Consider the following 16,022-nt stretch of genomic DNA (forward strand, 5'->3'; position numbering starts at 1 on the left):
ATTCAAATCTAAGACGCTTAAGGTCGGCTGCCTTACGGATTCCCGTAATGAATGATTATTTTACTCAGTTCGGAATATTTGATGGATGCAGGTTTTAAGCTGGATGATGGAAGTTATGAAAGTCATTAACAGTAAATATTGATTTTTTTATTCAATTTGATTTTCTGATAGCTTTCAATAGGTATCACTAAAAGTAACTTCCAGCCTTTACATTTAAACTCCTTAACCCGAACGCAGGTTAATTTGCTATATGTTGTAAAGCAAAAAAAGCCGGACTTCTGAGAGAAGCCCGGCATTTTTTTGAAAATATATGTTCTTATTTGAATTTATAAGCTACACCCACCTGGAATGCATTGTTTCTGATAGCATCTCCTGAGTTTTCTTTAAATATATCAGTAACTCCTGCTGTAAATCTGGCAGTAACTCCAAAATTCTCAGTGAAATAGTATCCAGCACCAACTCCAATTCCGAAATTGAACTTATTATAAAGCTCTGTAGGGATTTTATCGGAGAACTTTTCTGTTTTTGTTGTGGTTGTATTACCCATTGTTTCGGTCAATGTTCTGTCTCCTTTTGATTTTCCGCCTAATAACAATCCGAATTCCGGACCTGCTTCTACATAAAGCTGAGGAAGGATATTATACTGTACCATTACAGGCATTGTGATATAATTTAAATTTAATTTATAATCATATTCCTGCTTAAATCTATAATTGTCTGAATAATACGTGTAGCTGTCTTCTGTTTTTGAACCTAGCTGACTGAAAAGAAGTTCAGGCTGGATACTGAATTTTTCAGCAATAGGAATATTGGCGAATACCCCTGCATAGACTCCTGCCTTTAGCTTCTGGTCATTGTCATAGTTGTCAGATTTACTTAAAGTAGCTGCGCTAAGTCCGGCTTTAACACCAAAAGTAACAGGAGAGGTTGATTTTCCTTTTTCTTGAGCATACGTGAAAAGGCTTCCCGCAAGAGCTAGTCCTAAAAATAGTTTTTTCATGATTTTTAATTTAATACTTGTTCACCATTTTGCAGCAAATGTCTTACCAAAACAAAGAAAATGATAAAAGTCATATAAAAATGAAAAGGTCAGATTTAAATACATAAACCTGACCTTTTCTATTGAAATCAAAATTTGTTAAAAATGAAAATACATCTGTGAAACTCAGAAATAAGTTAAATTTCACAGATGATCTTTTATAGGCAAACTTCTTGCCAAAAGGAGAAACAGGTAAAAAGAACAATCAACTTTTTTAATATTGTGCTAAACAAAGCTGATCAATTGTTGAATAAAAAAGAGCCGGACTGAAAACAGCCCGGCCTTTCTATTGAATATAAAAATTTGTTACTTGAATGAATGTTAAGCCTATTATTTGAATTTATAAGCTAAACCTACCTGGAATACATTGTTTCTAATAGCGTCTCCAGAGTTGTTTTTTACAACGTCAGTTACCCCGGCGATATATCTTGCTGTAAGTCCTAAGTTTTGTGTAAAATAGTATCCAGCACCAATACCGATACCTAAGTTGAATGTACTTAAGTTATCTTTATAGTTATCTGTTGTGGAAGACTGTCCTGTAGACTCGTTTTTGAATTTGTTTTTAGCGCTTACCATAAATCCGAATTCCGGACCTGCCTCTAAATAAAGGTTTGGAAGTGCGTTATACTGGAACATTACCGGTACTGTAATATAGTCTAATTTAGTAGAGTTAGAGAACTTTGTATTACCTACTCTATAATCAGACTTCTCACCATATTGCGAGTATAATACCTCAGGCTGGATGCTGAATGAGCTCGCGATTGGGATATTAGCGAATGCACCTGCATTGAATCCGATTTTAGATTTTTGGTCATCTAAACCTTCAGTCTTTGAAAGTGAAGAAACGTTCATACCTCCTTTTACACCAAATGTAATTGGGTTAGAAGATGAAGTGGTTTGAGCGAATGCTAATGATCCTGCAGTTACTGCTAATCCTAAAATTAACTTTTTCATAACTTTAATTTTTTAGTATTTTACTATTTCTAATTTTAAATTTTACTACTGTCAACCGTTTACTACTCCGTTTGACGCAGAGTATCTTTCAAATTGCTTGCCAAAAATATTTTTCATGATGAAAGTCAGTAAAAAAACTGCTTACATTGTAAGTAGTTTTAAATTTAAATTGTTGATTATAAGTGTGTTATTAATTTAATTAAACGGTTGTTTAGAAGAGGTCTAAATTATTATTCTGCAATAAAATGAATAAAAAAGAACAATTCTATTCCTAAAAATAGTTAAGCATTATTCAGATTTCTATAAAAATGTAACGATTTTAGAATATTTTGTTGGCTGCACTGGTGGTCGTAGGTACATGATCCGATTCCGGAAAGAAGGGAGAAGTTAATTTTACTATCCGTATTCTTCTTATCATTAAGTAAAAGTGTTGTAATATCTTCATCGGTGAAGTCACTGATGTCCATATAAGGATAATAACGCTGAATATTCTCAATAATGGTTTGTGAGTCCTCTTCAGGGATAAGACCTTCAAGGTAGGAGAGATGAGCTTCAGAGATCATTCCCATCGCTACAGCTTCCCCGTGAAGGATAGGATTTCCCTGGTTCAGGCACAGACTTTCAACGGCATGACCGATTGTATGGCCGAAATTCAGCGTTTTTCTGATATTTTTCTCATGAAAATCTTTTTCTACTACATCCTGTTTGATGTCCATAGAAGTCTGGATATGCGGAACGACTGCTTCTATATCCAATTTATGAATCTGGATCAGCTGCTCCCAATGCAATTTATCTGCAATTAATCCATGCTTCAGCATTTCAGCGAATCCGCTTCTCAGTTCTTTAAATGGAAGAGTTTCTAAAAATTTAGGATAAACAAAGATCTGGTCCGGAAATGCAAATGTTCCTACCATATTTTTATAATGCATCAGGTCTATACCTGTTTTCCCGCCAATGGAAGCATCACACATGGATAAAAGGGTTGTAGGAATATTAATAAACTGAATTCCTCTTTTATAAGTAGAAGCAACAAACCCGCCCATATCGGTAATTACCCCGCCGCCAAGATTAATAACCAGAGCTTTTCGGTCTGCCTGCATTTCTGTCAGGATTTCCCAAAGCTGGTTGGCCGTCTGAATGTTTTTCATTTCCTCACCAGCCTCAATTTCCAGGATTTCAAATCCAAGATCGGTTTCCATATTGCCTAACAATACCGGAAGACAGTATTCATGTGTATTTTCATCTACAAGAATAAAAATCTTACTGAACGTTTTTTCGTGAAGGAAATCGTTGAGCTGGGAAAAATTATCATCTAATATTGTTATCATGAGTTGCTTTTCTATAAAATTAAATTAAAACTATATTGCAAAGTTATGATTCTTAATTTTTAACTCGTAACTAAATTACTATCTTTGCAGAAATTTTTAGAATGAGCAGAGATAACAATAATTCAGAAAGACCAAAGAGACCAAGAATTTCAAATAGAAAAAATTCTGATGATTCTCGTGCTTCCAGATCTGGAAATTCTTCAGGATCAAAACCTTTTAAAAAGCCTTTCCCGAAAGCAGGTGAAAGAAACTTTGAGCATAAAGGTACTAATTCCAAATTCAATAAAAGCCCTTTCAGAAGTGAAAGTGGTTCTGACGGCAGAGACGAAGATCACGGTTCGAAATCTGAACGTAAGCCTTATATCACTAATTCAAGCGAAAACCGTGAGAAAAGATCTTTCGGAAAATCGGCTCCTAAAAGAGGCGGAAAGAATTTTGATACAAGAGACAAGTATGAAAGAGGCAGCCTGAAATATGGCAGAAGACCTTCTAACGGAGAGGAAAGAAATGATGACAGAGCAAAATCTTTTGTACAGAAAAGAAGGTTAAACAAAATTGAAAAGGACGTACATAAAGATACCATCCGTCTTAATAAGTATATTGCCAACTCAGGGATCTGCAGCAGAAGAGAAGCGGACGAATTGATTACGCAGGGGCTTGTAGAGGTAAACGGAACCGTAGTAACGGAAATGGGATATCAGGTTCAGAAAACAGATAAAGTGGTTTTCGACGGACAGAGTATTACCCCTGAAAAACCGGTATATGTACTTCTAAACAAACCTAAAGGTTATATTTCAACAACAAAAGATGATAAAGCAAGAAAAACCGTAATGGATCTTGTTGCCAATGCATCGCCATACCGTTTGTTTCCGGTAGGAAGACTTGACCGTTCCACAACGGGAGTTATTCTTTTAACCAATGACGGACACATGACGAAAAAGCTGACGCACCCATCTTTTGATGCCAAGAAAATCTATCACGTAACATTGGATAAGAAACTAACACATGAAGACATGAAGCTGATTGTAGAAGGGATTCGTCTTGATGAAGGGGTAGCCGTAGTAGATCAGATTTCATTCATTGAAGGAAAACCGAAAAATGAAATAGGAATTGAGATCCATATCGGATGGAACAGAGTGATCAGAAGAATTTTCCAAAGATTAGGATACGAAGTAGAAGCTTTAGACAGAGTGATGTTTGCCGGAATGACGAAGAAAAATATCAAAAGAGGACACTGGAGAATCCTTACAGAACAGGAAGTGAACAACCTTAAAATGCTTTAAGAGCTATATAATATAAGGTATGTCAAATAAAAAGACCGCAGATTTTTCTACGGTCTTTCTTATTTTTAATAACAACCCTGAATATTATTCATTACTAATTACTAATTATTTACCCCAATACCGTAACTCCCTTCTGGATCATTTCATAAATAGCATCTTTACCATTATCAGGTTTTACATTAACGGCTCTGGTTCCGTTGAAGTGCAGGCAGGTAACATATCCGGCAGTTACAGCATCAAGACAAGTGTATTTTACACAGTAGTCCATGGCTAAACCTACAATTTCCACCAATTGAATATCGTGGTATTTAAGGAAATCATCAAGACCGGTCTTCATAAAATGGTTATTATCCTGAAAGCCGCTGTAGCTGTCTATTTCCATATTTTTTCCTTTCTGGATAATGTGGGTTACTTTATCTCTGTTCAGATCTTTGTGGAATTCTGCTCCAAAAGTTCCCTGAACACAGTGATCAGGCCACATAAACTGTGGAATGGAGTTCAGAATAATACTTTCACCTACCTTTCTTCCGTTGTTGCTGGCAAAACTTTTGTGATTGGCAGGATGCCAGTCCTGGGTAAGAACAATCTGGTCATATTCATTTTCCTCCATTAAAAGATTAATATAAGGAATGATCTCATTAGCTCCCGGAACCGCAAGTGAACCCCCTTCACAGAAATCATTCTGTACATCTACGATTATTAACGCTTTTTTCATATTTAGATTTCTCGAATTTTTGATAAATTTACTCAAAAAACTGTCCAAAACGGAATTATCGGACAAATCGGCAATATAAATTTTTAACATTAATAGAATGAGCAGTTTAGAACAAAAGAAATTTCCCATCGGTCCGTTTCAGCAGCCGGAGAACATCTGTGATACCAGGCTGGATGAGCATATCAGGGTCATTAAAAGCTTTCCCGGGAAATTAAAAGATTTAATTGAAAACTTTACAGAGGGTCAGCTGGATACACCTTACAGAGAGGGAGGATGGACGGTTAGACAGCTGGTTAATCATATTGCCGACAGCCATATTAACAGCTTTATCCGTTTCAAACTGGCTCTTACGGAAGAAAATCCTGTCATCAAACCTTATGATGAAGCCAAATGGGCAGAGCTTCAGGACAGTGTGCATATGCCGGTAAGGCCTGCAATGAGAATGATCAAAGGAACACACCAGCGATGGACCGTTTTGCTGAATACCCTTACCAATAAACAATTCGAAAGAACTTTTCATCACCCGGAACAGAACAAAGATTATAATCTCAGACATTATCTTGCTTTTTATGTATGGCATTGCAACCATCATTACGCTCATATTGAAAATCTGAAGAAAGAAAAAGGTTGGTAAAGAAGAGTCTTCATAATCCTGTTCATTTTGAGGAAATCATCGAAAGAATTTCCTGTCTTACAAGAAACTCCATTGCAAAATGGGGGAAGATGGATGTATGTCAGATGCTGAAACACTGCGATCTTGTTCTTCAGGTACCTTTAAGAAAAATTGAACTTCCTGCCATTAATCCGTTCTTTGAAGCCATAGGAGTCATAACGAAATGGGAAATGTGGGTTTTTAACAATGGAATTCCCCAAAATATGCCGACTTTTCAAAAACTAATCGTTAATTTTGAATGTGATTTTGATGAATCCAAAACCAATCTGCTGAATACACTAAAGGATTTTCGGAAAGTATCTATAAATAAGGAACTTCCAGACCGGCACAGGCTATTCGGTAAAATGACTGAAAAAGACTGGGGATTTTTAGAATATAAGCATCTGAATCACCACCTTAAACAATTTAATGTATGAGTTTTTTTGATAAAATATTCGGAGGAAAAGAAAACGACCCTGAACGTAAATCCTTCTGGACAAAAATAGAATCTGAAGAAGATCTTGCTAAAGCCATAGAGAATTCCTATCATCATAGAGTTGCCATCTTCAAGCATTCAACACGCTGCTTTATAAGTAAGACAGTATTGAAAAATTTTGAAAGAGATATAGACAATTTAGATCGTGATCTGGATTTATATTACTTAGATTTGCTGCTGTATAGGCCCATCTCCAACAAAATATCTGAGGATTTCGGAATCAGGCATGAAAGCCCGCAGCTGATCGTAATAGAAAACGGAAAAGTAGTCAATACAGCTTCACATGAAGACATCTCTATAAGTCAGATCGCATAATGAAGAATATTAATAATTATCTAGCTAAAGTATTAAATGTTCCCATTGAAAAAGTGAACACGTGCAGCCTGCACTATGAAGTAAAGAAAATTCCCAAAAATCAGTTTCTTTTACAGTATGGTGAGATCTGCCGTCATATATTCTTTGTTGAAAAAGGGCTTTTAAAAATGTATTCCATTGATAAGAACGGAAAAGAACACATTATACAGTTTGCCCCTGAAAGCTGGCTGATTTCTGACCGAAGCAGTCTCTACTTCAACGAAAAATCCATTTATTACATAGAAGCCGTTGAGGATGCGGAAGTTCTGTTTTTGCACCCTGACTTCTTTAATAAACTGGTAGAACAGTTTCCAAACAGTATTGAGCGAAGTGATTTTCTGCTTCAGAAACATATCAGAAGTCTTCAGAACAGGATCAATTCCCTCTTAGGCGAGACTGCCGAAGAAAGGTATATGAAATTCATTAAAATGTATCCTGATCTTCTTTTGAGAGTTCCGCAATGGATGATCGCTTCTTATCTGGGAATCACGCCTGAGAGCCTGAGCCGGGTAAGAAAAGAGCTGGCAAGGAAAAACTTCGTTCCGGATAAATAATCAGATCTTTTTGGCAAGACTGCCTACCTGCTGTAATTGTAAGCGGGTTTCATCCGACCAGGGAAGCCCGATACACAAACGCATGCAATTCTGAAACTGATCCTGAAGGGTAAACATTCTTCCGGGAGCAATACTTATGTTCTGCTTGATGGCTAAATCATACAACTCGGTAGTACGGATTTTTTTATCAAATTCTACCCACAGAGAAAGTCCTCCCTGCGGACGGCTTGTTTTTGTTCCTTCCGGGAAAGATTCTGCAATGGTCTGAGCGTAGTTCTGGTAATTATTCTGAAGGGCCTTCCGCATCTGTTGAAGATGTTTTTCATACCTTCCGGACTTAAGAAAATTAGCCACAGCCTCATTCACGATAGATATAGATGAAGTGGAATGAAGAAGCTTAAGCTTTAAAATTTTGTCTTTATACCTGCCGGGAGCAATCCATCCTACACGGTAGCCCGGAGCCAGTGTTTTTGAAATTGAGCTGCAATAAAGCACATTTCCATCTTTATCGAAAGATTTACAGCATTTCGGGCGGCTGGCACCAAAATACAGGTCGCCGTATACATCGTCTTCAATGAGTGGTATTCCGTTTTCTGACAGGAGTTTAACAATCTCTTTCTTATTTTCGTCCGGCATACAGCTGCCCAGCGGAGAATTAAAATTAGGAATCAGCAGGCACAGATTGATTTGTGGAATTACTTTTTTCAGGGCTTCAATTTCTATTCCGGTTGTAGGATGGGTAGGAAGTTCAAGGACTTTTAAACCGAGACCGTTAGCCAATTGAAGAATACCAGGATAGCAAGGGCTTTCAATCGCAATCGTATCGCCGGGTTTTCCCAGAGCCATCAGGCAGAATGACAATGCATTCATCCCTCCGTTGGTGGTAACCAGGTCATTTTCATTAAGATTCCCTCCCCATTGAAGCGATCGGATGGCAATCATTCTGCGCAGTTTTAAATTTCCCTGAAGCTCTTCATATTCAGTTCCGCCGTCTTTTAATTCGCGGGTAGCATTAATGATTTCTTTTTTTAGCTTGGCCTGTGGTAAAAGGTCTCCCGAAGGAATTCCTATGGAAAAAAAAGTAATCCCTTTCTTGCCCATATTTTCATAAACTTTGCTGATGAGCTCATCAGGTTCATCATTATTAGCAATTAGAGACGGACGGCTTACTTCCGGGAGAGGAAGCTTTATTGACATTAGTTTGCTTACAAAGTACCCAGATTGCGGCTTTGATTCTACTAACGACTGTGATTCCAGTTCCAGAAAGACACGTTTAGCCGTGTTCATGCTTACCTGATGTTCATGGCATAACATTCGTACAGACGGCAGTTTGTCTCCGGCCTTCAATACTCCGTTTCTGATTTGCGCAGCTATTCTGTCTGCAATTTCTGTGTATAAAAATTCTTTACTCATTTTTTCTAACTGTGCTCATGCAAATATACAAAACTGATACTGTGTTTATCTGTTTTACCTTTCTAATTTTGAATCATTAAAATAGAGTTACAATCATGAGCAACACAATATCAAAAAATGAACACATCAACGGCTGGATTAACGGCTTTATAGGCGTTTTACTATTCAGCGGATCAATGCCGGCTACTAAGCTGGCCGTAATGGAAATGAGTCCTATATTTGCAACCATAGCCCGTGCAGGTATTGCCGGGATTCTCGCTCTCTCTGTGTTATTGATCTATAAAGAAAAGCGTCCGGATAAAAAACAAATTTTTCCATTATTGCTGGTCTCGCTAGGTTGTGTAATCGGTTTCCCTTTACTTTCTGCTTTAGCTCTTCAGTATGTCAGTTCGGCACATTCCATTGTATTTCTTGGAATGCTTCCCATGGCTACTGCCATATTTGGAGTTCTCCGTGGAGGGGAAAGGCCTCATCCTGTATTCTGGTTGTTTTCCGTGATAGGAAGCCTATTAGTAGTAGGATATGCATTTTCGCAGGGAATTTCTGCATCGCCTGTCGGTGATATTCTGATGCTTGTAGCGGTTATTTTATGTGGTCTGGGGTATGCAGAAGGGGCCAAACTTTCGAAAACATTAGGCGGATGGCAGGTAATATCATGGGCATTGGTACTTGCGCTTCCTGTGATGATTCCGTTATTTTTTATTTATTTCCCTGATCACATAGAAACGATCAGCTTCCGCGGATGGTTCGGGCTTGCTTATATTTCCCTGTTCAGTATGTTTATTGGGTTTATCTTCTGGTACAAAGGGCTTGCTCAGGGTGGAATTACCACAGTAGGTCAGCTTCAGCTATTGCAGCCATTCTTTGGATTGGCCCTGGCGGCTTATTTTCTTCACGAACCGGTAAGTATGGGAATGTTGGGGATAACAATAGGGGTTATTCTTTGTGTTGCAGGGACTAAAAAGTTTGCGAAATAGTTAATAATAAAAGATTATGATTGTAATCATAAAAGATACGGTTTGTCGTGGTATATATTTGAAAGCCCACAAAATTTATGATTATGAAACTTACCTGCTCAGTTATTTTTAAAATTAGCTTCCTGAATTTGACACATCAGTTCCAATAATAATTATCAGAAATTAAATTCATCCATTCATAGAATTACAGATCCCGTTTTGCCTGGCGAAGCGGGGTTTCTAAATCAATTCATTGATGTAATTCAGCTCACAGATTTTCTGTTGGGCTGAATTTTGTTTGTCGTAAAATTAATTGTTATTTTAATGTAAATTATAATCAATAAACTATAAATATTGAATATTAAAGATGTTTTTTTAACTTATTTTAACGTTTTGTGTAATTGTTAAGGTTTGATTTTTGCATTCATAATCCAGTAACTTCCCAATGCATTTTTACTAAGAGATTTAACGAAACAGGTGAAACCACTAAACATAGTTATTTATGGTTATTGATGAAAATATTTTGCATTCAGCGGGAGCAGAGATCAGACAGTATAAACCTTCAGAACTTCTGTTTTGTGAAGGAGACAGCCCCAATTATTATTACCAGATCATTCAAGGACAGGTAAAACTCAACAACTATAATGAAGAAGGAAAGGAATTTATACAGAATATCCTATCAGACGGACAAAGCTGCGGAGAATCTATTCTTTTTATTGACAAACCATATCCTATGAATGCAGAAGCACTTACTGAATGTGTAGTTTTGAGGCTTCCTAAATCTGCATTTCTGAGTTTGCTGGATCAGTCTCCAAAATTATATATGGACATCAGCAGGTTTCTTTCACAGAGGCTTTATTATAAATTCATTATGATGCAGAATCTTTCATCCCAGAATCCCACAATACGATTGAAAGGGCTGATGGATTATTTAAAAAGCTTCCATGAAGATGAAAGCCCGTATTCTTTTATGATTCCATTTACAAGACAGCAGATGGCTAATCTTACAGGGCTTTGTGTGGAAACTGCAATCAGGACTATCAAACATATGGAAAGAAATAAGATTGTCAGGATTAAAGACCGCAAAATTTTGTATTAAAAGAATTGAATCAATATAAATTGCTATTTTAACGGAAATATTAAAAATAAAATATAATGAAGACTATAAGCTGCATGAATATTGATGAAAAGCTTTTGCTGGCATCAGGAGGAGAAATGAAAAGGTATAAAAAAGGAGAGCTCATCTACAGGGAAGGTCATCATGCACTTTATTTTTTTCAGATAGCAGAGGGGAAGATTAAACTCAACAATTATGATGATGAAGGAAAGGAATTTATTCAGAATATTTTAGGAGGAGGACAGAGTTTTGGGGATTCCATGCTTTTCTTAGATAAGTTTTATCCGATGAATGCTGTTTCCTTGGTTCCCTCGGAAGTTATAAGAGTTCCTAAAGACCAGTTTTTAAAGCTGATTCAGATACACCCTCATCTTTCCATGGAAATGAATGCTTGTCTGTCTCAAAGATTATACTTCAAAGCAATAATGCTTCAGAATTTGGCTTCACTGAATCCTATTTCAAGACTCACCGGCCTTCTGGACTATCTTAAAAGTTATCATGATGATAGCTGCGGCTCGTGCTTTCATGTAGAACTGACAAGGCAGGAAATTGCCAATCTGGTAGGATTGCGTGTGGAAACCGTGATCCGAGCTTTGAAAAAAATGGAAAAAGAGGGAAAGGTCACGCTGGAAAACAGAAAAATAGTATATTGATATGATCCAGGTCATAAAAATGTGAATTATTTAATCCTATATTTGATCTAGAAGGTTTTCAATTTTTATTGCAAACACCATTTTCAGGATGTGAGTTATAAAAGGACGGGAATGAAGGTCCAAAGACCGCCTGTCTGTGAAAATGAATCAGATTTAAACCACGAATACTCAAATATATGGACTGTCAGAAGATTGTAAAAAACCTAAAACATAAAGACTTCAAAAAAGTTCCTAATAAAGGAGAATGGTTTGAAGAAGGAGCAGCTGTCTATGCTAAGGAGATCAAAGAGAATATTTTTTTATTATTTATTATTCTGAAAGATATTCAGATAGAGAATATTCAGGCGCTTATTGCCCATTTTGACTGCTTCAGCAGCATCGGACTGAAAGAACCGGAGCAGGTGATGTTTTATCTTTCTATCAAAGACAAGGAAGACCTGCATTATTTTGAAAAATATTTACAAGTAACCGATAACTGATAACCTGCGGATATGATATTTGAAAATGATACTTTAAGACTTTCCGGATTGAATGACAAAAACAATATGATAGAGAATGAGTCTTTATTCCCTAGCGTTATTAATTCATACGGAGTAACAGCTTTTCTCATTAAATCATTGGAAAAGATAAAGAATAATGCGCAGTGTGAGATCCTTAAAAAAGTGATCAATACTTATATTGAAGAATATCTTCTGCATATCCGGGAATATCACAGTGAAAGTACGTTAAATGTTACTGAACAAACTGAAATAAAGATTGAAAATCCCTCTTTCACATTGTATGCAAAAACGGCATATTATAAAGTGTTAAAGGAAGAAGAATACCTCAACAGACTGTTAAATACGTTGAGTAAAGACAGGAACAGCACAGAATAAATATACTTTATCAGTTCTGCCAATAGACCCGTATCTACACAAAACAGAAAGACATAAAGACACCTTTCACACCACTCACTTAATATTTAATTTATGGACTTTCAGAAAAATCTTTTAGACTACATAAGCCAGTCATTAATGACTGCAGGTGAAACCATTGCTATAGCAGAAAGTGTTACATCAGGCTGTTTGCAGCTGGCTTTTTCACAAATGCATAATGCTTCCCTGTTTTATAAAGGAGGAATAACGGCTTATACACTGCCGCAGAAAGTAAAACTGCTGAATGTAAACAGAAAAGAAGCGGAGGAATGCGACTGTGTCTCAGAAAATATAGCTTCGGTTATGGCTCTTAATGCCGCCCGGCTTTTTGAATCCGACTGGTCTATTGCTACTACGGGATACTGTACTCCTATAAGAAACTCTGCCTATAAAATTTTCGCTTATTTTTCCTTTTCTTATAAAGGAGAGATTGTTCTTGCTAAAAAGCTGGAGCTTCACCATAAAACACAGGCTTTAAATGCACAGATGTATTATACGGAATTTATTCTGGGTTGTTTTAAAAGTGAAATCAATCAGCTGCTTATTCTGAGATCGGATGGGTAGCCATTAAGAACTGGTTTATTTTTATTCCACTTTCAATAATCTTTAGTATCTTAATTCAGAATTTCTTCAAAATTGAACATATACCTTTGCTGAATGAAAATTCTGATCATAGAAGACGAACCTGAATTGGCCCGGAGTATTGCCACATATCTTTCGGAAGAAAATTATTTATGTGAATTTGCGTCTAGTTTCGGAGAAGCTTTTGACAAGATCAAAAGTTTCAGCTATGATTGTATTCTGCTGGATATTTCACTTCCGGACGGAAGCGGTATGAAAATTCTGGAAGAACTTAAAAAAGATAATAAACAGGAGGGGGTAATCATTATTTCAGCAAAAAATTCATTGGAAGACAAAATAGAAGGTCTTCAGACAGGGGCTGATGATTATCTTACCAAACCGTTTCATTTATCTGAACTTTCAGCGAGAATTTACTCTGTTATCAGGAGGAAACATTTTGGGAGTACAAACATAATAACTCAGGATGAGTTACAGATTGATATTCTGGCAAAGACGGTTACTGTAAATAATACCCCGGTGGTTCTCACGAAAAAAGAATTTGATCTTCTGCTGTATTTTATCAGTAATAAAAATAAAGTAATCTCTAAAAGTGCTCTGGCGGAACATCTTTCCGGAGATTTTGCAGATATGCTGGACAATCATGATTTTGTATATGCTCACGTAAAAAATCTTAAGAAAAAACTCTATGATGCAGGCAGCAGGCATTATCTGAAGACGGTGTACGGAACAGGATATAAATGGAGCGGGGAATAGAGGAACATCAGAATATGAATAGTCAATTTTACTTTGTAAGTGAATGGTAATGGTGAATCGCGTCAGATGACTTATTCACAAGAATCATTACAATTTTAAACCCAGAACAGAACTTTTGAAACCTCTATTAGCCAAAACCACCAAACCGTTTCTGATCTATGTGCTGATTATTTTAGCCGTTAGCATTCCTGTATACTACTGGGTGGTAGACGGTATCTGGATCAGTGAACTGGATGAACACAATAAAGTTATTGCAGAAAAATCAGCGTATGAGCTGAACCAGTTGCATCTTTCTGATGAAGAACTGGAAAAAAGCATTGCTTTGTGGAATACAATCCAACCGGGTACTGATATCCAAAAAATTTCTTTCAACTCACTGAAAAAAGATGTAATTTTTACCATAGAGAAAAAATCTTATACTTCAGAACCGGAATTTGACCGTTTCAGATGTCTTGAAACAGTAGTCTATATTAAAAACAAACCTTATCTTTTTACAGTAGAAACCAACGTGGAAGAAAGTCATGAAACCGTTACAGTCATCGCCTTTACCACACTTTTTTTCTTTATTGTGATTGTCATCGGGCTTCTGATCTTGAACAGAAGACTTTCCAACACGGTATGGAAACCTTTCCATGATACACTCAACCGGCTTAAATCTTTTGATCTCAGCAGCGGAAAGAAAATCAGTTTTGAGAAAACAGATATCAAAGAATTTGAAGAACTCAGCCAGGCTCTTTCAAAGCTTATTGATCATAATATTTCTGTCTATAAAACTCAGAAAGAATTTACAGAAAATGCTTCCCATGAGTTGCAAACTCCTTTGGCTATCCTCCAGAATAAACTTGATGTACTTATCCAGGATGAACATATGACAGAACAGCAATATCAGGTCATTGAAGATCTTAATAAAACGCTGGCAAGAAGCTCCAGAATCAATAAAAACCTGCTGCTGCTTGCCAAAATTGAAAACCAGCAGTTTGCAGGAAATGAAAAGCTGTTAATCAGTGAAATCACAACACAGTATTCTGCTGTATTCCATGAGCACTTTGAGCAAAAAAATATTTCTTTACATGAAGAAATCGAAAACGGAATAGAAGTTTCCGGAAACAGGACTCTTACCGAAACCATGATCAGCAATCTTCTGGTAAATGCTGTAAGACATACAGAGGCAGGAGGAAATGTTCATGTAACATTATCAGAAAAATCACTGGAAATTTCAAATTCCGGAACAGCTGAACTTAATAAAAATACCCTTTTCAAAAGATTTTCGAGATCTTCAACAGACAATTTAGGAAGCGGGCTGGGACTTGCCATTATCAAAGAGATCTGTGTCCGCCAGAACTGGATCATTTCTTATGATTTTAAAAATAATTTCCACATTTTCAGCATTACCTTTTAAAATTCAAAATTTCTTCTAAATTGAAATGGAACTTTGCGGTATCATTAATACAAAAGATACTGCACACTTATGAAAGGTTTCATTTCAAGCTTACTATTTATATGGGTAAGTTTTCAGCAGATTCACGCACAGGACAGTTTAGCCGTTGAAAAAATTCAGGACAGCGTTATCATTCAGGATGAGGTTCCCGCAGATAAAACCCATCAGTTCAGATATAAAAAGCTTATTATTCCGGCTGTATTTATTTCCTACGGATTTGCAAGTCTGGGAATCAGCAGCTTAAAGCAGCTTAATTCTTCTACTCAGTATGAGATCAGTGAACATAAACCGGACCATATCAGACTGGATAATTATACCCAGTTTGCTCCGGCAGTATTGGTGTATGGGCTAAATGCATTCGGAGTGGAAGGAAAACATAATTTCCGGGACAGAAGTATTATTTACGGAACTTCTCTGCTCATCTCTTCAGCATTTATGCTTCCTTTAAAACATATTACCAAAGAAGAAAGACCGGATGGTTCCAATCGGCTGTCATTTCCTTCCGGACATACGGCGATGGCATTTGCTTCTGCACAGTTTATGTTCCGGGAATATAAGGACACCAATTTCTGGATAGGGATTTCCGGGTATTCACTTGCTGTATTTACCGGAGTTTACCGAATGTTGAATAATAAACACTGGTTTGGAGATGTTGTAGGCGGAGCCGGGTTCGGAATTTTGTCTACCGAGCTGGCATATTGGCTGTATCCTAAGATCAATACTCTTTTAGATGGGAAAAAGGAAAAGTCCCAAATGATGATTTTGCCTTATTACCAGAAAGGAAATGTTGGAATAGGATTGGTGAAAAACTTTTAAAAATA

Annotated in this window: 19 protein-coding genes; 14 read left to right on the forward strand and 5 right to left on the reverse strand. The window is 36.7% G+C overall.

Going from position 1 to position 16,022, the window contains the following annotated elements:
- Positions 1-316: 316 nt before the first annotated feature.
- The 3 genes from J2Y40_RS16695 to aroB form a co-directional block, all read right to left on the reverse strand.
- A complete protein-coding gene (locus J2Y40_RS16695) occupies positions 317-1,000 on the reverse strand; it encodes a porin family protein (protein ID WP_153392145.1) in 684 nt (227 codons plus the stop codon).
- Between the two features lie 369 nt (positions 1,001-1,369).
- A complete protein-coding gene (locus tag J2Y40_RS16700) occupies positions 1,370-1,993 on the reverse strand; it encodes a porin family protein (RefSeq protein WP_153392146.1) in 624 nt (207 codons plus the stop codon).
- Between the two features lie 281 nt (positions 1,994-2,274).
- A complete protein-coding gene (gene aroB, locus J2Y40_RS16705; protein ID WP_153392148.1) occupies positions 2,275-3,321 on the reverse strand; it encodes a 3-dehydroquinate synthase in 1,047 nt (348 codons plus the stop codon).
- Between the two features lie 101 nt (positions 3,322-3,422).
- Here aroB and J2Y40_RS16710 point away from each other — a divergent pair, with 101 nt between their 5' ends.
- A complete protein-coding gene (locus J2Y40_RS16710; protein ID WP_231128617.1) occupies positions 3,423-4,604 on the forward strand; it encodes a pseudouridine synthase in 1,182 nt (393 codons plus the stop codon).
- A 109-nt stretch (positions 4,605-4,713) separates the two neighbouring features.
- Here the strand turns inward: J2Y40_RS16710 and pncA are convergent, their stop codons facing one another.
- Positions 4,714-5,319, reverse strand: a complete 606-nt coding sequence (pncA, locus tag J2Y40_RS16715) for a bifunctional nicotinamidase/pyrazinamidase (protein WP_153392150.1) — start codon at positions 5,317-5,319, stop codon at positions 4,714-4,716.
- Between the two features lie 97 nt (positions 5,320-5,416).
- Between pncA and J2Y40_RS16720 the strand changes: the two genes are divergently transcribed.
- The 4 genes from J2Y40_RS16720 to J2Y40_RS16735 are packed head-to-tail and all read left to right on the forward strand — an operon-like array spanning position 5,417 to position 7,375.
- On the forward strand, positions 5,417-5,953 hold the full coding sequence (locus J2Y40_RS16720; RefSeq protein WP_153392152.1) for a YfiT family bacillithiol transferase: 537 nt from the start codon (positions 5,417-5,419) through the stop codon (positions 5,951-5,953).
- Positions 5,947-6,408, forward strand: a complete 462-nt coding sequence (locus tag J2Y40_RS16725; protein WP_231128618.1) for a DUF1569 domain-containing protein — start codon at positions 5,947-5,949, stop codon at positions 6,406-6,408. The genes J2Y40_RS16720 and J2Y40_RS16725 overlap by 7 nt, the downstream gene beginning before the upstream one ends.
- The gene (ytxJ, locus tag J2Y40_RS16730; protein ID WP_153392154.1) at positions 6,405-6,782 is read left to right on the forward strand and encodes a bacillithiol system redox-active protein YtxJ; all 378 of its coding nucleotides are present in this window, start codon (positions 6,405-6,407) and stop codon (positions 6,780-6,782) included. The genes J2Y40_RS16725 and ytxJ overlap by 4 nt, the downstream gene beginning before the upstream one ends.
- Positions 6,782-7,375: a Crp/Fnr family transcriptional regulator gene (locus tag J2Y40_RS16735; protein WP_153392156.1), complete on the forward strand. Its 594-nt coding sequence runs from the start codon at positions 6,782-6,784 to the stop codon at positions 7,373-7,375. Before ytxJ ends, J2Y40_RS16735 begins: the two co-directional genes overlap by 1 nt.
- Here J2Y40_RS16735 and J2Y40_RS16740 read toward each other — a convergent pair whose 3' ends face one another.
- Positions 7,376-8,788 (reverse strand): PLP-dependent aminotransferase family protein, encoded by a 1,413-nt coding sequence (locus tag J2Y40_RS16740; RefSeq protein WP_153392158.1) that lies wholly within the window; start codon positions 8,786-8,788, stop codon positions 7,376-7,378.
- A 95-nt stretch (positions 8,789-8,883) separates the two neighbouring features.
- Between J2Y40_RS16740 and J2Y40_RS16745 the strand changes: the two genes are divergently transcribed.
- The 9 genes from J2Y40_RS16745 (at position 8,884) to J2Y40_RS16785 (ending at position 16,017) form a co-directional block, all read left to right on the forward strand.
- A complete protein-coding gene (locus J2Y40_RS16745; RefSeq protein ID WP_153392160.1) occupies positions 8,884-9,765 on the forward strand; it encodes a DMT family transporter in 882 nt (293 codons plus the stop codon).
- Between the two features lie 481 nt (positions 9,766-10,246).
- Positions 10,247-10,843, forward strand: coding sequence for a Crp/Fnr family transcriptional regulator (locus tag J2Y40_RS16750; RefSeq protein ID WP_153392163.1), 597 nt, complete (start codon positions 10,247-10,249; stop codon positions 10,841-10,843).
- 56 nt (positions 10,844-10,899) lie between these two features.
- A complete protein-coding gene (locus tag J2Y40_RS16755) occupies positions 10,900-11,514 on the forward strand; it encodes a Crp/Fnr family transcriptional regulator (RefSeq protein ID WP_231128619.1) in 615 nt (204 codons plus the stop codon).
- A 176-nt stretch (positions 11,515-11,690) separates the two neighbouring features.
- The gene (locus J2Y40_RS16760; protein ID WP_153392165.1) at positions 11,691-11,993 is read left to right on the forward strand and encodes a hypothetical protein; all 303 of its coding nucleotides are present in this window, start codon (positions 11,691-11,693) and stop codon (positions 11,991-11,993) included.
- Between the two features lie 12 nt (positions 11,994-12,005).
- Positions 12,006-12,389: a hypothetical protein gene (locus J2Y40_RS16765; RefSeq protein ID WP_153392167.1), complete on the forward strand. Its 384-nt coding sequence runs from the start codon at positions 12,006-12,008 to the stop codon at positions 12,387-12,389.
- 93 nt (positions 12,390-12,482) lie between these two features.
- Positions 12,483-12,992, forward strand: a complete 510-nt coding sequence (locus J2Y40_RS16770; protein ID WP_153392169.1) for a CinA family protein — start codon at positions 12,483-12,485, stop codon at positions 12,990-12,992.
- A 93-nt stretch (positions 12,993-13,085) separates the two neighbouring features.
- A complete protein-coding gene (locus J2Y40_RS16775; RefSeq protein ID WP_153392171.1) occupies positions 13,086-13,763 on the forward strand; it encodes a response regulator transcription factor in 678 nt (225 codons plus the stop codon).
- Positions 13,764-13,878: 115 nt separating this feature from the next.
- On the forward strand, positions 13,879-15,162 hold the full coding sequence (locus J2Y40_RS16780; protein ID WP_310000219.1) for a HAMP domain-containing sensor histidine kinase: 1,284 nt from the start codon (positions 13,879-13,881) through the stop codon (positions 15,160-15,162).
- 69 nt (positions 15,163-15,231) lie between these two features.
- Positions 15,232-16,017, forward strand: coding sequence for a phosphatase PAP2 family protein (locus tag J2Y40_RS16785; protein ID WP_153392174.1), 786 nt, complete (start codon positions 15,232-15,234; stop codon positions 16,015-16,017).
- Positions 16,018-16,022 lie beyond the last annotated feature (5 nt).

This window comes from Chryseobacterium sp. 2987, assembly GCF_031456375.1.
Taxonomy (GTDB): domain Bacteria; phylum Bacteroidota; class Bacteroidia; order Flavobacteriales; family Weeksellaceae; genus Chryseobacterium; species Chryseobacterium vaccae.